This window comes from Janthinobacterium kumbetense (genome assembly GCF_023703445.1).
GTDB lineage: Bacteria > Pseudomonadota > Gammaproteobacteria > Burkholderiales > Burkholderiaceae_D > Janthinobacterium > Janthinobacterium kumbetense.
Genome location: NZ_JAMQGR010000001.1, coordinates 1,132,316 through 1,154,490, shown reverse-complemented (window position 1 = coordinate 1,154,490; position 22,175 = coordinate 1,132,316). Strand labels below are relative to the sequence as shown.

The following is a 22,175-nucleotide window of genomic DNA, read 5'->3' as shown; positions in this document are numbered from 1 at the left end:
CTCGGAGAGAAGGAGCGGCAAGTATGGCGCGCCCGTCATTGAAGAGAAATGGGCTAAACTGATCAACATATAGGACACATTTGTCTTTAATGGGGAGCGCATGGATAGTCTCGGCGGCATCGCCATGTTTGTACAGGTGGCCGACAGCGGCAGTTTCTCGGCCACGGGCCGGCTGCTGGGCCTGTCTTCGTCGGCCGTGGGCAAGAGCGTGGCGCGCATGGAAGCGCGGCTGGGCGCGCGCCTGTTCCAGCGCAGCACGCGGCACCTGGCGCTGACGGCGGAAGGGGAAAAATTCCTGCAGCGCTGCAAGCGCATCCTGGCCGAGGTGGAAGCGGCCGAGCGGGAATTGAGCGAGGCCAGTAGCGGCCCCAGCGGTCGCCTGCGCATCAGCCTGCCACGCTACAGCGGCTTGTTCGAGCCGTCCATCGGCGCTTTCATGCAAGCCTATCCCGCCATCGAACTCGATCTCGATTTTTCCGACGCCATGGTCAACCTCGTCAGCGACGGCTTCGACGCCGTCGTGCGCACGGGCGAGCTGGCCGATTCAAGCTTGATGCGGCGCAAGCTATGCACGTTCCGCCGCTTGCTGGTGGCGTCGCCTGCCTACCTGGCGCGCCATGGCTGGCCCGCCGATGGCGCCGCGCTGCTGCGGCACGCCCGCCTGGACTACCGTTTTCCCGCCACGGGCCGCCTGGAGCCGTGGCCGCTGATGGACGCGCTGGCCCAGCCGGCGTCCGGCATGGTGTGCAACAGCGTGGAAATGCGCGTCTTCCTGGCCTTGCAAGGGCAGGGCATCGCCTACCTGCCAGCGTTCGCCGTGCAGCGCGAGCTGGCGGCGGGGCAACTGGTTTCGCTGCTGGACGCGCATACGCAGGCGCGCACGGCATTCTGGCTGCTGTGGCCGGCCAGCAGCCATCTGCCGCCGCGCTTGCGCGTGTTCATCGATTTCCTGGTGGCGCAACTGCAGGAGCAGACGTTTGGCGCCGGGCCGTCAAGCGAGAGCTCTCCCCCAGCCGCCTGAAACCAGACGCCATCGCAGCGGGCGCGCCCGCGCGCTTCCTTCCCCGCCTCCCTTCTACCATGCAGTGTGACATTTGCATGACAAATAACAGTGCTACACCCGCTTGAACGTCAATACGGCGTGCATGCGAGGCGGCGTTCAATCGCGCGCCGTCCCTGCGCCGAAAGTGCCGGATCGTTGAAGGTGCACGCTGAACTGCAAGTGGAGGCGGCCGGAACTTTTGCCTTGCATGTCAGCTTGCGCCGACATATTCACTCTTGGTTTTGACGTTTAATGACAGGAAACTGCAACATGACTGAAAAATTTGCATCGCAAACTTCCACCTCCGCCGACGGCATGTCCGCCATCGAGGCATACCTGAACAGCGTCGCGGCGGCACCGCAGCGCTTCATCGGCACGGCGAACGCGGATGTGCTGACCGGCACCACGGGCGCGGACGTGCTCGAAGGCCTGGCCGGCGACGACACGTATTACGTCAACGACAGCGGCGACGTGATCGTCGAACTGGCCAACGGCGGCAACGACAGCGTGTACACCAGCGTCAATTACACGGTGGCCGAGAACGTGGAGAAAGTCTACCTGACCGCCGCCGGGCTGACCGTCACGGGCACCGCCAATACCAATAATATCTTTTACGTCGATACGGCCGGTGGCAACAGGATCGATGGCGGCGGCACGGGCAACTCGGTCGTGTATGTCGGTTCCCGCACGGGCGTGACGGCAACACTGCTGGGCGCGAATGACCCTCTGACGGCGCCTGCGGGCAGCGACGTGCTGGTCAACCTGATGAGCATCTCCGGCAGCAAGTTCGACGATGTCCTCACCGGCAACGAGCTCAAGAACGGCCTGATTGGCGGCTTGGGCAACGATACCTTACGCGGTGGCAAGGGCGACGATCTGCTCGTCGGCATGCAGGGGGACGACACCTATATCTTTGCCCGCGGCGACGGTGCCGACGGCATCACCGAGATGGTGGAAGGGGGCAGCCACAACGTCGTCTCCTTCCTGGCCGGCGTCAGCGCCGACCAGCTGTGGTTCCGCCAGGTGGGCGTGAACCTGGAAGTGAGCACCATCGGCACGACGGACAAGGTTACCGTCAATGGCTGGTTCAGCGGCGGCATCGTGCCCCGCATCCAGGAATTCCGCACGGCCGACGGCCGCGTGCTGCTGGGCGGCGACGTGCAAAACCTGGTGCAGGCGATGGCGGGACTGACGCCGCCGCCGCTGGGCCAGCTGACTTTGCCTGTCTACGAAGCCACCGTCCTGGCGCCCGTGCTGGCGCAGAACTGGCGCACCGAGGGACCAAGCCAGCCCGCCAATGGCGTTTTCACCGGCACGGCGAATCCCGACATCATCAAGGGTACGGCGGGCGCCGACGTGATGGCGGGCCTGGGCGGCGACGACATTTATTACGTCAACCATGGCAACGACGTGGTAACTGAACAGCCTGGTGGCGGCCGCGACACTGTCTACACGACCGTCAACTACACCATGGCCGCCAACATCGAAGAACTGCACCTGGCCGCAGCGGGCCTGGGTGTGACAGGCAACGGCAGCGGTAACGTCTTTCACGTCGACGTAGCCGGCGGAAACTTGTTGTATGGCATCGGCAACAATAATTCCGCCACCTATGCCGGTTCCAGGGAGGGCGCCACGGCGACCATCGCTCCCGCCGGCGGCAGTACCGCATTCCTACCTGGCAGCGATGTGCTGGTCAATATTTCCAGCGTGACAGGCAGCGCCTATGACGATGTGCTGATCGGCAACGAACTGGCCAACAGCCTGTCCGGCGGCCTCGGCAACGACACCTTGCAAGGCGGCCAGGGTGCCGACACGCTGGCCGGCGGCCTGGGCGACGATACCTACGTCTTTGCCCGCGGCGACGGCGCCGACGTCATCACCGAGCTTTCCGCCGACGCCGGCTACGACGCCATCGCCTTCCTGGCCGGCGTGAACATCGACCAGCTGTGGTTCCGCCAGGTGGGCGCGGACCTGGAAGTGAGCACCATCGGCACGACGGACAAGATCACCATCCGCGCCTGGAACGCGGCCGCGCCGAACATCGAGGAATTCCGCACGGCCGCCGGCCACGTCCTGCGCGGCGCCGACGTGCAATCGCTGGTGCAGGCGATGGCGTACCTGGCGCCGCCGGCGCTGGGCCAGCTGACCTTGCCTGCCGCCACGGCCGCCGCCCTGGCGCCCGCGTTGGCCCAGGCCTGGCACTTCAACGGCCCCACGCAGCCGACGGGGCAAACCTTCACAGGCACGGCGAATGCCGACGTCATGTATGGCACGGCCGGCGCCGACCTGCTGCAGGGCCTGGGCGGCGACGACACGTATTACGTCAACCACGGCGGCGATTTCATCGACGAACGGGACAACGGCGGCAACGATACCGTGTTTACCACGGTCAACTACACGGTGGCCGACAACGTCGAGAATGTGCGCCTCGGGGGCTCTGGCCTGACCGTGACGGGCAGCTCCTTCACCAACAACATCTTTTTCGTCACTACCCCCGGCGGCAACGTGCTCGACGGCGGCGGTGCGGGCAACGCGCTCAATTACGTCAACGCAAGCGCCGGCGCGACGGTTGCCTTCGCAGCCGTAGGCACGGCCCTGGCGGCACGTCCGGGCGTGGATGTGGTGGCCAATTTCAACGCGGTCGTCGGCAGCAAGTTCGATGATGTGCTGATCGGCAATGAACTGAAGAACACCCTGCTGGGCGCCCTGGGCAACGATATCTTGCAGGGTGGCAAGGGCGACGACGTCCTGGCCGGTGTGCTGGGCAACGATACCTATATCTTCGCCCGCGGCGACGGCGCCGACATGATCAATGAAGCCAACGAGGCGGGCAGCCGCGATGTGGTGTCCTTCCTGGCCGGCGTCAGCGCCGAGCAACTGTGGTTCCGCCAGGTGGGCACGAACCTGGAAGTGAGCACCATCGGCACCACGGACAAGATCAGCATCACTGGCTGGTATGCGGCGACGGGGGCGAGCATCGAGGAATTCCGCATGGCCGATGGCCGCGTCTTGCTGGGCAGCGACGTGCAAAAACTCGTGCAGGCGATGGCGGGCCTGACGCCGCCGCCGGCTGGCCAGCTCACCTTGCCTGCCGGCACGGCCGCCACCCTGGCGCCCGTACTGGCGCAGAACTGGCGCGCCGCGCAACAAACCCAGGCCGCCAGTGCGGGCGGCTATGGCGGCTGGCAAGCGGATGCGGCGCAGCTGGTGCAAGCGATGGCCGGCTTTGCCGTGCCGGCGGCCGCATCGGCGCCGTGGTCGGCCCATGGCGGCCCGGCGTCGCAGATCCAGCTGGCGGCGGCGCATTGATCGTTTAATAGGCTAGTTTCACCAGCACGCAGCCTGGCCGGGGTGAGCAGCCTCGGCCTGGCTGCGCCATTGAATTTCTGACATGATCCGATGACCGCATTTTCATATTGCCACGATACGTCCCCCCTGGAACCTGCCGCGCCCGACACGGGCTTGCTGTCGCTGCTGCTGATGGCCAGCCTGCATGGCATCGCTGCCGACGGCGCCCAGCTCAAGCACGCATTCGGCCAGTCCGTGTTCACGCGGCAAACCGTCTTGCTGGCCGCAAAACAGCTGGGCTTGACGGCCAAGCTGGTGCAGCAAGCGCCTGAACGGCTGGCGCAGGCGCCGCTGCCGGCCATCGCCATCGGCCGCGACGGCCGTTTCTTTGTCCTCGGCAAGGTCGACACGGGCGACGGCGGCGTGAGCAAGGTGCTCGTCCAGCATTCGGGCCAGCCGCCGCAAATCCTGGGCCGCGACGATTTCCTCGCCATCTGGTCGGGCGAACTGATCTTTTTCACCAGCAAGGCCAGCTACGCGGGCGAGACGGCCCGCTTCGACTTCAGCTGGTTCATCCCCGCCATCGTCAAATACCGCCGGCTGCTGGGCGAAGTATTGCTGATTTCCTTCGTGCTGCAGCTGATCGGCCTGGCCACGCCCCTGTTTTTCCAGGTGGTGATGGACAAGGTACTGGTCAACCACGCCATGCAGACCCTGAACGTGGTGGCCATCGGCCTGGTCTGCGCCACCGTCTTCGAGGCCGTGCTGGGCCAGATACGCACCTATGTCTTTGCGCGCACCAGCAGCAAGATCGACGTGGAACTGGGCGCGCGCCTGTTCCGCCACCTGCTGGCCTTGCCGATCGCGTATTTCCAGGCGCGCCGCGTGGGCGATTCCGTGGCCCGCATCCATGAATTGGAAAGCATCCGCTCCTTTCTCACCGGCAACGCCATGACCCTGGTGCTCGACGTGCTGTTTTCCTTCATCTTCATCGCCGCCATGCTGTGGTACAGCGCCGCGCTGAGCGTGATCGTGCTGGCCTCGATTCCCGTGTATGCGGCCCTGTCGATGCTGCTCACGCCCGTGCTGCGGGGGCGCTTGAACGACAAATTCAACCGCAGCGCGGAAAACCAGTCTTTCCTGGTCGAAACGATCAGCGGCGTCGACACGGTCAAGGCCATGGCCGTCGAGCCGCGCTGGCAGCTGCAGTGGGAAAAACAGCTGGCCGGCTACGTGTCGGCGGGCTTGTCGGCGAACAATATCGGCATGCTGGCCAGCGGCGGCGTCACCCTCGTCAGCAAGCTGGTGACGGCCGCCATCATGTGGTGGGGCGCCACCCTCGTCATCGACGGGAAAATGACGGTGGGCGAGCTGGTGGCCTTCAATATGCTGGCCGGGCAGGTGGCTTCGCCCATCCTGCGCCTGGCGCAGCTGTGGAACGATTTCCAGCAAGTGGGCATTTCCATGAGCCGGCTGGGCGATATCCTGAATGCCCGCACGGAATCCGGCGGCCTGGGCGGCAGCCAGAAGGCGCGCATGCCGCGCATCGCGGGCGCCATCGAATTCCAGCAGGTGGGTTTCCGCTACCGGCCCGACGCGGCCGAGGTGCTGCGCGACGTGTCGATCGCCATCGCGCCCGGCGAAGTGATCGGCATCGTCGGGCGTTCCGGCTCCGGCAAGAGCACCCTGACGCGGCTGGCGCAGCGCCTGTACATCCCCGAACGGGGCAGGGTGCTGATCGACGGGCAGGATATCGCCGTCATCGACACGGCCTCGCTGCGGCGCCAGATCGGCGTGGTGCTGCAGGAAAATATCCTGTTCAACCGTTCCGTGCGCGACAATATCGCGCTGAGCGACCCGGCGCTGCCCATCGACGCCGTCATTGCCGTGGCGAAACTGGCGGGCGCCCACGATTTTATCTGTGAGTTGCCAGAAGGCTACGACACCATGGTGGGCGAGCACGGCACGGGCCTGTCGGGCGGCCAGCGCCAGCGCATCGCCATCGCCCGCGCCCTCGTCGGCAATCCCCGCATCCTGATTTTCGATGAAGCGACGAGCGCGCTCGACTACGAGTCGGAAAAAATCATCCAGGACAATATGCGCGGCATTTGCGCGGGGCGCACCGTGCTGATCATCGCCCACCGCCTGTCGGCCGTGCGCGAGGCGCACCGCATCGTCGTCATGGAGCGGGGCCAGGTGGCCGAGCTGGGCACGCACAACGCGCTGCTGGCCAGGCCGAACGGCATCTACGCCCACCTGTACGGCTTGCAGCAGGGAACGACCGGGAGCGCCGCATGAGCGCCGGCCACCGCCTGGCCGCGTATGGCGAACTGCTGGCCCGCTACGGCCAGGTGCTGCGGCACAGCTGGCGCATCCGCGCCACCCTGGGCGGTCCCGTGCTGAGCGAAGACGAGGCAGCCTTCCTGCCGGCCGCGCTGGCGCTGCAGGAGCGGCCCGTGTCGCCGTCGCTGCGCTTCACGGCGCGCGTGCTGATGCTGCTCGTCGGCTGCGTGGTGCTGTGGGCCGTCTTCGGCAAGGTCGACATCATCGTCAATGCGGCGGGCAAGATCATTCCGTCCGGCAATACCAAGACCATCGCTTCCGTCGACGTGGCCGCCGTGCGCGCCCTGCACGTGCGCGAAGGGCAAGCCGTCACAGCGGGCGAGCTGCTGGTGGAGCTCGACAGCCGCGGCCCCGACGCCGAGCGCGACAAGGCTGCCGGCGACGCCGTGGCGGCCGCGCTGCAGATGGCCCGCTCGCGCGCGCTGATCGCCGCCGTCGACGCCGTGCGTGCGCCGAAACTGGCGCCGCCCGCGGAGGCTTCCGCCGCCGACGTCGCCGCCGCGCAGGCGCATGTGGACGGCCAGTACGCGAGCTTCCGCGCCCGGCTGGCCCATCTCGATGGAGAAATCGCCCGCTATGCGCAGGCGCTGCCGCTGGCGGTGCAGCGCGCCGGCGATTACCGGGCGCTGGCGGGGACGCGCGACGTGGCCGAACACGCGTGGCTGGAAAAGGAGCAGGCGCGCATCGATCTGGCCGGTCAGCTGGCGTCGGCCCGCAGCGAACGGGCGGCCCTGGTCGCGCAGACGCGCAAGGATGCGTACGACGCGCTGGCGGAAGGCGCCAGGGTGGCGGCCGCCAGCGGCCAGGATGCGCGCCGCGCCGGCGCCCGCGGCAGCCTGCTGCGCTTGACGGCCCCCGTCGACGGCACGGTGCAGCAGCTCAAGCTGCACACGGTGGGCGGCGTGGTGCCGGCCGCGCAGGCGCTGATGCAGATCGTGCCGCGCCAGGGCAGGCTGGAAATCGACGCCATGCTGGAAAACCGCGACGCCGGCTTCGTGCAGGAAGGGCAGGCGGTCGCCATCAAGGTCGACGCCTTCGACTACACGAAGTATGGCACCGTGCCCGCCGTCGTCAGCAGCGTGTCGCGCGACGCCATCGAGGATGAGAAGAAGGGCCTCGTCTATGCCGTCAGGATCACGCTGCAGCAGCCGGCCATCGTCATCGACGGCAGATTGGTGCCGCTGTCGGCCGGCATGGCCGTGCGCGCGGAAATCCGTACGGGCACGCGACGGGTGATCGAATACGTGCTCTCGCCGCTGGTGCAGCACCAGAAGGAGGCGCTGCATGAACGCTAGATGCCGCGCCGCCTTGCTGGCCGCCGCCTTGCTGGGGACCTTGCCCGTGCGGGCGCAACCGCTGCAGGAGCTCGCCGCCGCGCCATGTCCGTCCAGCTGGGAGTCCGAAGTACAGCTGACCTTACCATTGACCCTGCCGGCGGCCGTCGACCTGGCCCTGTGCCGCAACGCGCAGGTGCACGGCGCCTGGGCCGGCATCCGGCTGCAGGCGGCCGGCGTGGGCGAGGCGAGGGCCGCCTATCTGCCCACCCTGAATGGCAGCCTGAGCCGCGTGCATGACCGCACGGCCTATCCCGGCGCCAGAACGGCTTCCAGCAGCCTGGACAGCAATACGGGTTCGCTCGGCCTGTCCTGGCGTCTGTTCGACTTTGGCGGCCGGGCGGCGGGCCGGCGTTCGGCGCAGGCCTTGCTCGATGCGGCCCTGGCCAACCGCGACGCCGTGCTGCAAAAGACCCTGGCGGCGACGGTCAGCGCGTATTTCGATGCGCAGACGGCGCGCGCCAGCGTGCAGATGCGGCAGGCATACGAGGCGCTGGCCCGGGAAACGGTGCAGGCGACGCAGCGGCGCGCGCAGCGGGGCCTGGGCTCGCACAGCGATACCCTGCAAGCGACGAGCGCCCTGGCCAAGGCGGCCCTGGGCGCCAGCCGCGCGGACGGCGACGAGCGCAAGGCCCGCGCCGTGCTGGTGTACACCCTGGGCTTGCCGGCCGACACGGCGGTGCTCGTGGACGACGACGGGGATGGCGCAGGGGCGGGCTTGAGCGCGGGCTTGCGCGACGACTTGGGCGCCTGGCTGGCGCAGGCCAGGGAACGGCATCCGGCCATCGTGGCGGCGCAGGCGCAGCTGGCGGCCGCGCGCGAGCGGGTGGCCGTGGCCCGTTCGGAAGGCCGGCCCAGCATCGACCTGACGGCGAATCTGTACCAGAACGGCCGCCCCAACCAGGGCTTGTCGCCGGCCTCCACGCGCGAAACCTTGGTGGGCATCTCGCTCAACATCCCCCTGTTCGACGGTTTTGCGCGCCACTACAAGGTGCGCGGCGCGCAGGCGCAGGCCGAGCAAAGGGAAGCGGAGGCGCAGGAAGTACAGCAGCAGACCCTGATGGACCTGGTCAGGACGCATGCGGAGGCGAGCACGGCTCTGGCCAACCTGGCCGCGGCGCAGACGTGGCTGGACGCGGCGCAGGATGCGCTGGCCAGCGTGCAGCGCAAGTTCGGCCTGGGCGCGGCGGACATCCTGGAAATGCTCAATACGCAGTCGGCGCTGCTGGAAGCGCAGCAGGAACGCATTCGTTGCCAGGCGGAATGGCGCTCGGCCCGGCTGCGGCTGCTGGCCAGCGCCGGCATGCTGGGACGCGCCGATATCGCGCAAGAGGGTGGCGCAAGCGGCGGCACAGGCGGCGGCAAATTGCGCGCCTCGACGGCGCGATAGTGACTATGATGGAGCACTGGCCTTCCCGCACAGGGAAGGTGTTTCTACTTCGGCCAAGGGAGACATCATGCACAGCGTACAAAAGATTACCCCATGTTTATGGTTCAACGGCAACGCCGAGGCGGCGGCCCGGTTTTACACTGAAATATTTCCCAATTCAAAGATCGGCCAGATCCTGCGCTATGGCGAAGAGGGCAGGGAAATCCACGGCCAGGAGCCGGGCAGCGTGCTGACGGTGGCCTTCGAGCTGGACGGCCAGACGTTCACGGGCTTGAATGGCGGCCCCCTGTTCCAGTTTTCCGAGGCGATCTCGTTCCAGGTCAATTGCGAAACCCAGGACGAGGTCGACCATTACTGGCGCCTGCTGTCCGAAGGGGGGCCGCCGGAAGCGCAGCAATGCAGCTGGCTCAAGGACCAGTTCGGCGTGTCCTGGCAAATCGTGCCCACCCTCATGATCAAGCTGCTGACCGATCCCGATCCCGTCAAGGCCGGGCGCGTGATGAAGGCCATGATGGGCATGAAAAAGATCGACATTGACGAGATCAAGCGGGCGTACGCCGGTTAGAAGCTGGCCCGCAAGGTCAGCTGCGCGTTGCGCGGATCGCCATAGTAGCCGCTGCCGTACAGGCCGTAGCCACTGTAGTAACGCTTGTCGAAGACATTATTGATATTCAGCACGGCACTGAGCCGCTTGCCGAACTCGTAGCGCGCCATCAGTCCCGCCACGCCAAAGCTGCCTTCGTCGGCGCGCGCCGGCACGTCGCCCGCCAGGACGGTGTGGTAATAGGTCCGGCCTTGCCAGTTGATATTGCCGCCCACGCTCAAGCGGCGCCAGTCGCCGCCCAGGCGGTAGCTGGTCGCCAGCTTGACGCTGCGTTCGGGGCGCGTCGTATCGATGCGCTGGCCATCCTTGTCGCGCGGCCGGCTTAACGTCGCGCCCGCCTGCACTTGCCAGCCGGGCAACAGCTGGCCCGCCACTTCCAGCTCCACGCCGCGCGTGGTGGTGCCGTCGATGGGGCGGTAGACTTCCCGTTCGTTGGCGTCCGTGCCCACGTAATCGGCCAGGTTGTCTTGCTGGATGTGAAAGATGGCCACGCTGGCATTCAGCTTGCGCTCGAAAAACTCGCCCTTGATGCCGCTTTCCCAGGATTTGCCCGTGGTGGGCGGCAGCGCCCTGGCATTCACGTCGCTGACCGATTGCGGCTCGAAGATGCTGGCATAGCTGAGATACGCGGAATACGTGCCGTTCAAGTCATAGACGGCGCCCGCATACGGCACCAGCCGGTGTTTTTCCTTCGCGTCGTCGCGGCCCGTGCCGCCCCAGCCGTAGATCAGGTCGCCCGTGCGCTCATAGCTGTTCAGGCGGCTGCCGACGATCAGCGACAGGCCATCGGCCGGCTTGAAGCGGGCCGCGCCGTACGCCGCGTACTCCTTGAAGCTGTATTTTTGCGTCAGGCTGACGGCCATGCTCGCCGGCAACGGCACATTGTTGTTCCAGTGGCGGTAATCGGTTTCCACATTGCCGCCGCCATACGCCAGGTAGTCGGACGTGCGGTGACTGGCGTTGACGCCCAGCACCAGCTCATGCTGGCGGCCCAGCCACTGGAATGGTCCCGTGGCATACGCATCGAGCGAATTGCTGTCGATGACATAGGTTTTCGCGCCGCGCTGCACGGTGGCCAGGCCCGTGGCCGGGTTTGGATACGGCCCCCAGCTGATGATGTTCGCCTGCAACTGGTCCGTATCGCCTTTCCAGTGGCTCGCTTCCGCCTTGACTTGCCAGCCATTGTCGAACAGGTGCTCGGCGGCGGCGAACACGCGCGTGCTGGTGCTGCCCGCGTCCGTCCAGCGCGCGGCGGGGTTGAAGGCGCGCGCGAACCGCGTGCGGCTGCCATCGGCGTAAAACAGGGGATTCTGGCCGAACGACGACCCCTTCGAATCGATTTTCTGGTAATCGATGCCGGCCAGCACGCGCGTGCGCGGCGTCACATCGGCCTCGATGACGCCGTACACCACGCTCTTGTCCTGCTGGTAATAGTCGATGTAGGAGCCGTGCTCCTGGTGCGCGGCCACCAGGCGCGCGCGCACGGAACCGTCCGCATTCAAGGGGCCGGAGACATCGGCTTCCGCGCGGTAGCGGTCCCAGCTGCCGATGCCCGCCTGCGCATACGCCTGGAACTGGCGCGTGGGTTTCTTGCGCACCAGGTTGACGGCGCCGGCCGGGCTGCCGGCGCCGCTCATCAGGCCATTCGCGCCGCGCACCACTTCCACCCGGTCGTAGATGGCCATGTCGCGGATGCCCAGGCCGTTCGAATTGGTGCTGAAATCGAAGGTGGGCACGCCGTCATACTGGAAGCTGTTCAGGCTGAAGCCGCGCGCATAGTAGTTATAGCGCTCCGTATCGTCGTGCGAAACGGTCACGCCCGGCGTCTGCTGCAGCACGTCGGCCAGGCTCAGGACGCCCTGGTCATCCATCTGCTGGCGCGTGATGACGGTCAGCGATTGCGGCGTTTCGCGCGGCGACAGGGTAAAACGCGTGGCCGTGCCGGCCAGCGCCGCCGCATAGGCGCCGCTGCCTTCCGTTTCCAGCGCCGGCTCGCCGCCGGCCGTGACCGTGATTTCGGCCAGTTGCTGCGCGCCGTCGGCCGCCGCGTTCGCGGACTTGGGCAGGGGGCGCAGGACGAAATCGTTGGGCGCCAGCCGCAGCGCCGCCAGGCCGCTGCCGGCCAGCAGCGCATCGAGGCCGGCCGCGGCGCTGTAATTGCCGGCCAGGCCGGCCGTGCGCAAGCCGCGCACCTCGGCCGCCTGGTAGGTGAGCGTCAGGCCCGCCTTGCGCGCCAGCTGTTCCAGCGCCGCATCGAGCGGGCCGGCGGCGATCTGCAGGGCATACGTGGCGCTGGCGCTGCTGGCCTGCGGCGGCTTGTGCTGGGCCAGGACGGGCGGCGCGCCGAGCAGCAGCAGGGCGCCGGCGACGGCGCCGGCCAGGCGGGAGCGGGCGGGAGACCGGACAGGAAAGCGGGCGGGAAGCGGGGGGAATGGCTGGGGGCGGGGCAGGAAAGAGTGGTTCATAATCGCTATCAAGTTGGGGGGTATCAAGCTGTATGCCGTGCGGCCAGCCCGATCCCCTCATCTTTTTTACGCTTTTTTCAGCGTGACCCAGAAGCGCGTGCGGTACACGGCCACGATGGGCTGCGTCTGCAGCAGCACGCGCAGGGCACGCTCGGGGTCGTCCAGCTGGAAGACGCCGGAGACGGGCAAGCTGGCGATATCGGCGTCGCACAGCAGCAAGCCGTGCCGGTGGCGCGCCAGTTCGGCCACCAGCTGGCCCAGGGGCATGTCGCGCGCGGCAATCACGCCGTCGAGCCAGGCGGCCGGATCGTCATGGACCGGCTCGCGCCAGGTGCGCGCGCCATCCGTCACGACGCTGTCGCCGGCCCGTACCAGCACGGGACTGGCCACGCCTGTACCTGCCTGCAGCTGCACCGCATGCTCCTGCACGGCCAGGCGCGTCAGCATGCCGTCGGCGCTGGCGAGACGGCGCACCGTGAAGCGCGTGCCCAGCGCCAGCATGCGCGCTTCGTCCGTGTCGACGAGAAACGGCCGGCGCTGCGGGTCGGCTTGCGTGGTGACGGCCAGCTCGCCATGCAGCAAGGTCAGCAGCCGTTGCTTGCCGTCAAAGCGCAGCCTGACGGCCGTTCCCGCATTCAGGTGCAGCAAGCTGCCGTCCGGCAGGCGCGCGGCCAGGCGTTGCCCCGTGCCCGTGCGGTAGTCGGCCTGCGTGTCGATGGCGAACCAGGCGGCCGTGCCGGCAAAGCCGATGCCGGCCAGCACTTTCAATGCCTGGCGGCGCTGGCGGCGGCGCGCCAGGCTGGCGTCGAGGGTGGCGCGGCTCGCTTCCGGCGGCAAGCCCGAGAATTGGTGGCCGATGGCGGCCAGGCGCTGCCACGCCTGTTCGTGGCCGGGATCGGCATCGCGCCAGCGCTGCAGCGAGAGCAGGGCGTCCGGCGTGGCGCCGTGCATCTGCAGGCGCACGGCCCAGGCGATCGCTTGCTCGACGGGGTCATCCTGCACGGCGGCCGTCACTGGAAATACACGCGGTAGCAGGCGCGCCAGGCGCTGGCCAGGTCGCGCTCGACGGTGGCCAGCGAGACTTCGAGCCTGGCGGCGATGGCGGGACCCGTCAAGCCGTCCAGCTGGGCCAGCAAAAAGGCCTGCCTGGCGCGCGGCTTGAGGGCGTCGAGCGCCGTATCGAGGCGCACCAGGGTGTCGATGATCAGCAGCCGCGTCTCGGGCGACGGCGCCGTCTGTTCGGGCAGGGCGACCAGCGCCTGCAGGTAGGCGTATTCCACGTCGCGGCGCCGGTAATGGTCGATCACCAGGCCTTGCGCGATGCGCGTCAGGTAGGCGCGCGGTTCGCGCAGGGCCGGCTGCGGCCGTTCGCGCCGCTGCAGCAGGCGCAGGAAGGTGTCGTGCGCCACGTCGGCCGCATCGGCGCCGCAGCCCAGCTTATGCCGCAGCCAGCCCTGCAGCCAGCCGTGGTGGGCGCGGTACAGGGTGGCAAGGTCGGGCGGTGCGGCAGGGTTCATGGCGGCAAGGACGATGGTCGGCGACAGTTAATTGAGAATCATTCTCAATTATTGCATTGACTGCGGGCGCTGGCAAGTGCCGCCGCCAGCGCCTGCACCATTGGCGCACCCTGTCCAAGCGGGCCGGCATTTGTTATAGTCCCAGCCATCTTTCCATCCGCCTACAGACCCTGCCATGACCACTCGCACCACCAGCAGCACCATCGCGCCCCGCACCTTCGGCACACCGCTGTCGCCCACCGCCATCAAAGTCATGCTGCTCGGTTCCGGCGAGCTGGGCAAGGAAGTGATCATCTCGCTGCAGCGCCTGGGCGTGGAAGTGATCGCCGTCGACCGCTATCCGAACGCGCCGGGCCATCCGGTGGCGCACCGCTCGCACGTGATCGACATGAGCGACGGCGTGGCGCTGGCTGCCTTGATAGCCCTGGAAAAGCCGGATCTGATCGTGCCGGAAATCGAAGCCATCGCCACCGATACCCTGGCGGCGCTGGAAGCGGCCGGGCAAATCACGTGCATTCCGAACGCGCGCGCGGCCGTGCTGACGATGAACCGCGAAGGCATCCGCACCCTGGCCGCCGAAACCCTGGGCGTGGCGACGTCGCCGTACCGCTTCGCCAGCAGCCTGCAGGAGTTGCAGGATGCCTGCCGGGAAATCGGCTTCCCGTGCGTGGTGAAACCCGTGATGTCGTCGTCGGGCAAGGGCCAGTCCAAGCTCGATGGCGCCGCCGAGGTGGACGCGGCGTGGGCGTATGCGGCCAGCGGCAGCCGGGTCGATACGGGCCGGGTCATCGTCGAGGGTTTCATCGACTTCGATTACGAAATCACCCTGCTGACGGTGCGCGCCGTGGGTGCTTCGGGGCAGGTCGAGACGCAGTTTTGCGAGCCGATCGGCCACCTGCAGGTGCACGGCGACTACGTGGAATCGTGGCAGCCGGCCCGCATGGCGCCGCTGGCCCTCGAACGCGCGCGCGAGATCGCGCGCAAGGTGACGGACAACCTGGGCGGCCTGGGCCTGTTCGGCGTGGAGCTGTTCGTCAAGGACGACATGGTGTGGTTCTCGGAAGTGAGCCCCCGTCCGCACGACACGGGCATGGTCACCATGGCCAGCCAGGTGCAGAGCGAATTCGAGCTGCACGCGAAAGCCATCCTCGGCTTGCCCGTCAACGTGGCGCTGCGTTCGCCCGGCGCCTCGGCCGTCATCTATGGCCAGCTGGAAGCGAAAGGCATCGCCTTCGAAGGCGTGGCCGACGCCTTGAGCGTGCCGGGCGCGGACTTGCGCCTGTTCGGCAAGCCGGAATCGTTCGCCCGCCGCCGCATGGGCGTGGCGCTGGCCACGGCCGACGACATCGACACGGCCCGCGCGCGCGCCGTGCTGGCCGCGTCCAAGGTCAAGCCGGTGGCGCCGTAAGCGTGTTGGCCGATACAACAGTCATCAACATGGAAGCCGGCGCATGACGGAACTCGATCATTATCTCGCGCAGCACTATCTGGACGAGACGCAGCTGGCGGCGGCCGCCGCCATGACCATGGAAGAAATCGACGCCCTGATCCAGGCCCGCCTGGTTCCCGCGCCGGCATACGTGGTCGATGCCAGTGGCAATCTGTGCTCGTTCGTCTTTGGCGCCATGGCGGCGCCCGGGTCCAGGGCCGGCCGCTATTTTCCACCGTCCCAGCTGGCCTGGATCGCCGTGGCGCTGCACGCACTCGCCGAGGGGCCGGAAACGGCGCCAGCGCGCCTGCAGGCGCAATTTGCTTCCCGCTACGGGGCCGCGCTGGCGACCCTGAACCTGACGACCTGGCGCCTGCGCGACAGTTTCGACGACAGGGGCGCGCCGATCGCGGACGGCTTGCGCGCCCGCACCGACAGCGCCTGGATGTATTTCTTGAACGGCACGTTTTCCCTGTGCGTGGCCAATCCCATGTCCGAGGCGCACATCGCCTGGAAGGAAGTGTTGCAGGAAAAGCTCGCGCAGCAAAGCGGGAATGGCAGCAAGACGCTGTTGCCGCATGCGCAGGCGGAGCAGATGCATGCGCTGATCGATGCCTATGCCACGGCCGCCATGCCATTTTCGCCCATCGAATACGCCTTGAGCAGCCGCAAGCGCCTAGTCGAGGATCTGCGGGCGAACCTCCGCGTGAGCGACGCGCAGGAGACGCCCGCATGACGGCATCAGCGACGCACAGCCTGCCGCAGGCCGATGCGGGCGGCGACGACGTCAAGCGCAAGCTGCGCGGCCACATCGCGCGGCGCAACCTGGCCGGCGCCGCCAACGACTGCAAGTGGAACGCGTTGCTGGCCTTCATGCGCGGGCAGCCCGACTGGGCGCCGTCTTACCGCTACGGCTCCGTCACCGGCTACGTGTCGCGCTGGGATACGGAATGGGATTACCACCCGCCGTTCCCGTTCATGGGCGTGGAATGGTTCGACATCAGCCTGTACTCGGAAGAACACGTGGGCATGCTGCTGCCCAAGAAAATCATCGACCATGGCGTGTGGATCGTGCCGGAACTGGCACGCATCGGCTTCGATTTCGAGGTGCGCGACCGGGTGGCGCGCATCTGGGGCTATCTGCCCCGTTCCTATCATGACTTTTCACCTGCCGACTAATTCAAGAGTATTCCCATGTCTCAAAACGAACACGATATTCCCCAGGTAGCGCAACCGGACGACGCCGTCGTCGGCAAGGAAGCGGGCGCGCGCATGCTGGCTGCGGCCTGCGCCGCGCGCGACGCCTTCTACGCCACCCTGGGCACTGTAGATGCCGACGTGCTGGCGCCCCTCGTCAATCCCGCTTTCATGGGAGGCCCGCGCTGGCCATCGTTGCGCCAGGCGTGGCGCGTGATCCGCCGCGCCGAGTCGATCATTCTCGCCAGCGATGGCTTGAGCGATCCGTTCGAGGATGACGATGACGTGTTCGTCCCGCGCGGCCACCTGCTGGAAGTGTGCATCGAAGCGCCGCTGTCCGCCTTCGACGACCAGGAAGTGGCGCAATCCTGGCTGTTCGACGTGATCTACCAGGTCAGCCAGAACGTGGCCGACCACGGTTCCATCGATTTGCTGGTGCAGCGCCACGGCAGCGTGTCGATGGTGCTGGATGTGCAGGATGCGCCGGCAGGACTGGAAGACGAAAACGAACAGGTGGGCGTGTTGCTGGCCCAAGGCGTGGCCACCATTCCCCCGTCCTTCGCCACGCCGTACGGCGAAGTGATGCTGCTCACCGCCACCGTGCTGCAGCCGGCGGAACTGGCGCATATCGGCAATGCTGCCGACAAGGCGCAGTCGCGGCGCGACCTGGCCGCCGCGCTGGCCGCGTCGCCGACCGGGCATGTGAGCGTGGCCGGGCGGCCCGCCGTCATTCCCCGCTAGGCTGTTCGACCGGCGGCACGGCCGGTTCTGTCGCTGCCTTCGGTGCTTCCTGGGCTTCCATGGCGGCCGGCGGCGGTTCTTTCCACTTGCCCGCCGCCTTCAGCTTGTTCTTCAGGCCCGGCAAGGGAAAGCCCAACGCGTAGGCTTTTTGCGCGTGCGCGCTGGCCTTGTCGTATTCCTTCTTTTTCACATACATCAAGCCCAGGTTGTACTGGATGGTGGCCTGGTCGGGCGCCAGGCGGCTGGCAGAGTCCAGCTGTTCCAGCGCCGCCGCGTCCTGGCCCGTGGCCAGCAGGTAGCTGCCATACACCATGCGCGCCGTCACGTCGTGCGGCGCGAAGGCGATCGCCCGTTCGAAGTAGCAGTTGACCGTGTAGCGGGCGCCGACGGGTTGCGCGCTTTTCAGCCGCAAGCCGAGTTTTGCCATCGACGCCAGCGCCCGGTGGTGATTCGGGAAGTGCTCCAGCGTGTAGCTGATGTCGCCGCCCAGGCTGGTCGTCATGCCTTGCGTGAGCGTTTCCACGGCGCGCGAAAAATGGAATTTCTCGACCACGGACAGGCCGGAACGGTCTTCCTCGCTCGTGTAGTCGCCGCCCGGCGTATGCTTGACGTAGGGCGGGCATTCGGCCGCGCCGGCATGGGCGCAGCAGGCGGCGAGGGTACAGGCAAGCAGGCGATGCTTCATGTCGGGCTCCTGTGACTGACCTGGTCCAGCAAGGCGGCCAGGGCGTTGCTGCGGGCTTGCCGCGATTGCAGGGCGATGGCGGCGGGGCTGGCCAGCGGCGCCTGGCCCTGGCGCGCCAGGGCCAGGAAGCGCAGCAGGGCGCGCGCGCAATCGCCGCTGGAGGCCAGCTGGCCGATGGTGTCGATGCCGCAGTGGCGCAGCTTGGCCGCGCTGTCGCCCGCCGCGTCGGTCAGCGCGAGGATAGGCCGGCGGCAGCGCAGGTATTCATACAGCTTGGCGGGAATCTGCCCATTGCAATTGGCCGCCTGCAGCAGCAGCAAGCCGTCCGCGGCTTGCATTTCCTGCAGCGCCGCGCCGTGCGGCTGCAAGGGTTCCAGGCGCACCAGGTCGAGGATGGCGTATTTCACCAGCAGGCCCGCCAGCCACGCATCGTGGCCCGTGGCGCGCAGCACTAGCTGGAAATTGCACGCGTGGAGCACGCCGTCGCGGCGCAGCCGGGCGAGCGCGTCGAACAGCGCTTGCGGATCGCGCTCGGACGGGTAGATCACGCCGCTGTGCAGCAGCAGGAAGCGGCCGCGCTGGCCCGTGCGTTCTTGGGTGTCCGCATAGCCGTCTTCGTCGTAACCGTTCTCGATCAGGTGGAAACGCTCGCGCGCCACCTGCGCCAGGCGCCGCTGGTGCGCCGCGATGGCGCCCGGCGTGGTGCAGACGATGGCCGCGCTGCGTGCCGCGATGCGCTGTTCGATCCACGCATGCATGCGGTGCAGGCGCGGCTCGGGCGGATACGGCGCCTGCGGGTCGCTGTCGTCGAGCATCGGGTCGCGCTGGTCGGCGATCCACGGCAGGCCGCTGAGTTTTTGCAGGGTCAGCGCGATCAAATGCGCCGTGGCGATCGGGTATGTCGACCAGATGGCGTCCGGACGGTAGGCGCGGATCATGCGCAGGCCGGCCGGCACGGCGCTCAGCCACCAGGAACTCCAGCGGTCGGGCAGCGCCAGGCAGCGCGGATAGCGCCCGCCGATGGCGAAATGGCGCGCCGCGTCCAGCGCCAGGGTGCGCCGCACGGTGGCTTGCGCACCGGCCTGCGCCAGCTGCGTATCGCCCCGCTGCGCATACGCGCTGGCGCTGGGGCTGAGCACGAGCGGCTGCCAGCCGCAGTCGGGCAAATGGCGCGCAAAGCCCAGGGTGCGCAGGATGCCGCTGCCGCCGGCCAGGGGCGGAAAATGGTAGGCGACCATCAGCACCCGTTTTGGTCGGGCCGCTACCATGACTGCAGCCACCGCGCGCACAGCTGTTCGACCGCGCCGCGCCAGGCGGCGCTGGCAAACGTGTGGTTGGCGCCGTCGACCTGCGCCTGCGTCCATTGCGTGCGGGCGGCCACGGCGCGCCACGCCGCGTCGCCATCGAGCAGCGCTTGCCACTCGCGCGCGCCCAGGTCGTCGCCGCTGAGGATCAGCAAGACCTTGCCCTGGAATTGCGCCAGCGCCCGCAGCAGGGCCGGCGCGGGCGCGTCGTCTTCCCCCGTTGCCTGCGCCTGCCCCCGCGTGGCGGCCGCCACCTGGCGCAGCGACGCCAGGCTGGCGCCAAGCCGCAATCCGCCTTTGGCCAGCTTGCGCCAGAAATCGCCTTGCAGCAGGCGCGCCAAATAGTAATGGCGCAAGGTGGCGCGCGCCAGGCCGGCGCTGCTGCGCACCCACGGGTTGAGCAAGACCAGCGCCTTGACGCGCGCGTCGCGCGGCGCATGGCAGGCGGCGGCCGTGGCGCCGTCGCACAAGCCCCACAGCGCCACTTCGCGCAACGAGGGCACGGCGTCGAAGAATTGCGCCAGCGCCCCGGCGATGTCGGGACCGGCGGCGCGGTAGTCGCGCGCGCCGCCCTCGCTGTCGCCCATGCCGCGCAAGTCGAAGCGCAGCACGGGCCAGCCTTGCGCGGCCAGCGCGCGCGCCAGCAGGACGAATTGGCGGTGGCTGCCGATTCTGTACTGCGGTCCGCCCGTGACGATCAGGACGCCGCGCGGGCCAGGCGCGTCGGGCAGGCTGAGGATGCCGGCCAGGCGCGCCTGCGCCTCCTCGTCTTCGGCTGCGCTGCGAAAGCGCAGGGCCAGCTCGCGCACGGCGTGCGCCGCGGGGTGCTGCCGGCTGTCGTCGCGCTTCATGGCGGAGATCTTTCCTCGTCGAGCCAGTCGCGGCACAGTTCCCGCGTGGCGTACAGCAGTTGCGGACACGCGAGCAGCTCGCCGCTGTGCCAGAACGGGCCGTCATCGAAGCTGGCCACGTGCACGGCGGCGCCGCGTTTGCGCCATTGCCGCGCCAGCAGCGGCGGCGACCAGGCGTCCTTTTGCTCCGCCGCGCGGTAATCGAGCCAATAGACGGGCACGCAAGGCAGCAGCGTCGACGCGTTGACACCGTCGATGGCGTGCGCCAGTTCGGGCGCCAGCAGGTAGCCTGCCACTTCCACAGGTTTACCTTCCGCCAGCGCGGCGCGCGCCTGACCGGGCGCTTCCTGCGAGGCCCCGGCCAGCATGTGGGACGCCAGGCGCAGGCGCAGGAAGCGGTCGATGCTGCGCCGCCCGTCGAGTTCCGGTTGCCACAGCAGCAAGCGCGCCAGGGGCAGCGGCGCGCGGCTGGCGAAATCGAGGGCCAGCAGGGCGCCCAGGCGCAAGCCCCATACGCTCAACGGGCCGTCGACGCGCTGCGCCAGCCACGCGCAAGCCAGGTGCAGGTCGTTGTGCCAGATGTCCCAGCGCGCTTCGCCAAAGTCGCCGCTGCTGTCGCCGCAGCCGAACAGGTCGATCTGCAGCACGCTGTAGCCGGCCGCGGCGAAGGCGCGCGCCTGCGCGGCGGCCACGTGGCGGCTCTTGTTCAGCTCTTCCGCGAATGGATGCACGTAGAGGATGCCGCCGCGCGCGGCCTGGCCCGGCGGCGGCAGGTGCAGCAGGCAGTAGCGCTGGCCGCCGCTGGCGGGCAGGAAGAAGGGCAGCAGCGGCAGGGCGTCGAGGGCGGCGCGGTTCATGCCCGCAGCTTTGCAAACACGAAATCGTGCAGGGTGCCCACGGTGGCGAAGTGGCGCGCATGGATGTCGTCGTCGGCGACTGTGATGCCGAAATGGTCTTCCAGCGCAGCGATCACGCCGATCACGGCCATCGAGTCGAGTTCCGGCACGCTGCCCAGCAGCGGCGTGTGGGCTTCCAGCAGGCGCCCGTTCAAGCCCAGCGTCGTGTCGAGGATGTGCTTTACTGCTTCAAGATGCGGCATGTCAGCTCCAGGGAAGGGTAGTGCGGCAGGGAAGACGTATCGAAGGCCAGGCAGGGCATATCGTCGACGCGGCGCGACAGGTGCAGATACGGCGGCAGGCTGGCGGCCATCGCTTGCCAGCGCCCGCAGCGAATGAAGGTGGCCGTGCCCAGCGCGTGCGTGCCCAGGCGCGCATGGGCGCCCAGCGAGGCGCGGTTGAAGCGCGAGATGCGGCTGCACGTCCAGCGCACGCCTTGCGCGTGCAGCACGGCGTTGGCTTCTTCCCACAGGCGCGCGAAGACGAGGCCGCCGCGCCGTTCGGGATGCACCCATACGTCCAGGTCCCACGACGACTGCTGCGACGTCAGCGCATAGCGGGCGCGCACCTCGTCTTCCTGGCAGCCGTGGCGCAGCAGCCAGATCCAGCCCAGCATGCCCGACGCGTCGCGCGCCACCAGGCATTGCGCGCCTTGCCGGTAGCGCTCGCGCAGGGCGCCGGGCCGGCGTTCGGGACCGGGCGGCAAGTCCGCTTCCGCCAGGCAGGGCGTCACCTTGATCGACTGGCCGCGCCCGCGGCACAGCGAACCGGGCGCCACGGCCTGCGCGACGAACTGGTAGCGATATAGCGCGCAGCGTCCGCCCGGCGCCATCGCCAGCAAGCGCGCCACGGCCAGCCAGGCGCTGTCGCGCCAGCCCAGTTGATCGAGGCTGGCGGCCAGTCGTTGCAGCAGGGGAAATTGCGGGGACAGGGCCATGGCGGTAACGGATGGGGCGGCTATGCAGCCAACGCTGTCCATTAGAGCGCAGCGGCCAGCGGCGGTCTTGCGCCGGCTCAAGCTGTGTTGCTGAAACTGTTAATTGATCAAAATCAAGACCGCTGTGGCCGTTTGTCTGAATCATAGGGGAA

The 22,175-nt window shown here is 68.0% G+C and carries 19 protein-coding genes; 10 read left to right on the top strand and 9 right to left on the bottom strand.

Features of this window, described 5'->3' with window-relative positions:
• Positions 1-100: 100 nt before the first annotated feature.
• The 6 genes from NCG91_RS05190 to NCG91_RS05160 all read left to right on the top strand — a co-directional run bounded on the left by NCG91_RS05190 (position 101) and on the right by NCG91_RS05160 (position 9,962).
• A complete protein-coding gene (locus tag NCG91_RS05190; protein WP_251348870.1) occupies positions 101-1,021 on the top strand; it encodes a LysR family transcriptional regulator in 921 nt (306 codons plus the stop codon).
• Positions 1,022-1,312: 291 nt separating this feature from the next.
• A complete protein-coding gene (locus NCG91_RS27980) occupies positions 1,313-4,351 on the top strand; it encodes a calcium-binding protein (RefSeq protein ID WP_285817015.1) in 3,039 nt (1,012 codons plus the stop codon).
• A 90-nt stretch (positions 4,352-4,441) separates the two neighbouring features.
• Positions 4,442-6,628: a type I secretion system permease/ATPase gene (locus NCG91_RS05175; RefSeq protein WP_251348869.1), complete on the top strand. Its 2,187-nt coding sequence runs from the start codon at positions 4,442-4,444 to the stop codon at positions 6,626-6,628.
• Positions 6,625-7,968: an HlyD family type I secretion periplasmic adaptor subunit gene (locus NCG91_RS05170; RefSeq protein ID WP_251348868.1), complete on the top strand. Its 1,344-nt coding sequence runs from the start codon at positions 6,625-6,627 to the stop codon at positions 7,966-7,968. The genes NCG91_RS05175 and NCG91_RS05170 overlap by 4 nt, the downstream gene beginning before the upstream one ends.
• The gene (locus NCG91_RS05165; RefSeq protein ID WP_251348867.1) at positions 7,958-9,397 is read left to right on the top strand and encodes a TolC family protein; all 1,440 of its coding nucleotides are present in this window, start codon (positions 7,958-7,960) and stop codon (positions 9,395-9,397) included. The genes NCG91_RS05170 and NCG91_RS05165 overlap by 11 nt, the downstream gene beginning before the upstream one ends.
• A gap of 67 nt (positions 9,398-9,464) precedes the next feature.
• Positions 9,465-9,962: a VOC family protein gene (locus NCG91_RS05160; protein ID WP_285817014.1), complete on the top strand. Its 498-nt coding sequence runs from the start codon at positions 9,465-9,467 to the stop codon at positions 9,960-9,962.
• Here NCG91_RS05160 and NCG91_RS05155 read toward each other — a convergent pair.
• From NCG91_RS05155 to NCG91_RS05145, 3 genes are all read right to left on the bottom strand, one after another.
• Positions 9,959-12,466: a TonB-dependent siderophore receptor gene (locus tag NCG91_RS05155; protein ID WP_251348866.1), complete on the bottom strand. Its 2,508-nt coding sequence runs from the start codon at positions 12,464-12,466 to the stop codon at positions 9,959-9,961. The two genes, NCG91_RS05160 and NCG91_RS05155, sit on opposite strands and share 4 nt — an antisense overlap.
• A 66-nt stretch (positions 12,467-12,532) precedes the next feature.
• A complete protein-coding gene (locus NCG91_RS05150) occupies positions 12,533-13,468 on the bottom strand; it encodes a FecR domain-containing protein (protein ID WP_251348865.1) in 936 nt (311 codons plus the stop codon).
• Positions 13,469-13,476: 8 nt separating this feature from the next.
• The gene (locus NCG91_RS05145; protein ID WP_251348864.1) at positions 13,477-13,983 is read right to left on the bottom strand and encodes a sigma-70 family RNA polymerase sigma factor; all 507 of its coding nucleotides are present in this window, start codon (positions 13,981-13,983) and stop codon (positions 13,477-13,479) included.
• Between the two features lie 175 nt (positions 13,984-14,158).
• On the opposite strand from NCG91_RS05145, the gene purT reads away from it, so the two are divergent.
• Genes purT through NCG91_RS05125 form a run of 4 tightly spaced genes read left to right on the top strand, consistent with a single transcriptional unit; the run spans position 14,159 to position 17,350 of the window.
• Entirely contained in the window at positions 14,159-15,391 is a 1,233-nt protein-coding gene (gene purT / locus NCG91_RS05140; RefSeq protein WP_285817013.1) for a formate-dependent phosphoribosylglycinamide formyltransferase, read from the top strand.
• A gap of 43 nt (positions 15,392-15,434) precedes the next feature.
• Entirely contained in the window at positions 15,435-16,148 is a 714-nt protein-coding gene (locus NCG91_RS05135; protein WP_251348863.1) for a DUF6058 family natural product biosynthesis protein, read from the top strand.
• Positions 16,145-16,591, top strand: coding sequence for a DUF6678 family protein (locus NCG91_RS05130; protein WP_251348862.1), 447 nt, complete (start codon positions 16,145-16,147; stop codon positions 16,589-16,591). Before NCG91_RS05135 ends, NCG91_RS05130 begins: the two co-directional genes overlap by 4 nt.
• A gap of 15 nt (positions 16,592-16,606) precedes the next feature.
• Positions 16,607-17,350, top strand: a complete 744-nt coding sequence (locus NCG91_RS05125; protein ID WP_251348861.1) for a hypothetical protein — start codon at positions 16,607-16,609, stop codon at positions 17,348-17,350.
• Here NCG91_RS05125 and NCG91_RS05120 read toward each other — a convergent pair.
• The 6 genes from NCG91_RS05120 to NCG91_RS05095 are packed head-to-tail and all read right to left on the bottom strand — an operon-like array spanning position 17,337 to position 22,023.
• Entirely contained in the window at positions 17,337-18,035 is a 699-nt protein-coding gene (locus NCG91_RS05120) for a tetratricopeptide repeat protein (RefSeq protein WP_251348860.1), read from the bottom strand. The two genes, NCG91_RS05125 and NCG91_RS05120, sit on opposite strands and share 14 nt — an antisense overlap.
• Positions 18,032-19,303: a glycosyltransferase gene (locus NCG91_RS05115; RefSeq protein ID WP_251348859.1), complete on the bottom strand. Its 1,272-nt coding sequence runs from the start codon at positions 19,301-19,303 to the stop codon at positions 18,032-18,034. Before NCG91_RS05115 ends, NCG91_RS05120 begins: the two co-directional genes overlap by 4 nt.
• A complete protein-coding gene (locus NCG91_RS05110) occupies positions 19,297-20,190 on the bottom strand; it encodes a hydrolase 1, exosortase A system-associated (RefSeq protein ID WP_251348858.1) in 894 nt (297 codons plus the stop codon). Before NCG91_RS05110 ends, NCG91_RS05115 begins: the two co-directional genes overlap by 7 nt.
• On the bottom strand, positions 20,187-21,047 hold the full coding sequence (locus NCG91_RS05105) for a hydrolase 2, exosortase A system-associated (protein WP_251348857.1): 861 nt from the start codon (positions 21,045-21,047) through the stop codon (positions 20,187-20,189). Before NCG91_RS05105 ends, NCG91_RS05110 begins: the two co-directional genes overlap by 4 nt.
• On the bottom strand, positions 21,044-21,289 hold the full coding sequence (locus NCG91_RS05100) for an acyl carrier protein (protein WP_251348856.1): 246 nt from the start codon (positions 21,287-21,289) through the stop codon (positions 21,044-21,046). Before NCG91_RS05100 ends, NCG91_RS05105 begins: the two co-directional genes overlap by 4 nt.
• Entirely contained in the window at positions 21,268-22,023 is a 756-nt protein-coding gene (locus NCG91_RS05095; protein ID WP_251348855.1) for a GNAT family N-acetyltransferase, read from the bottom strand. Before NCG91_RS05095 ends, NCG91_RS05100 begins: the two co-directional genes overlap by 22 nt.
• Positions 22,024-22,175 lie beyond the last annotated feature (152 nt).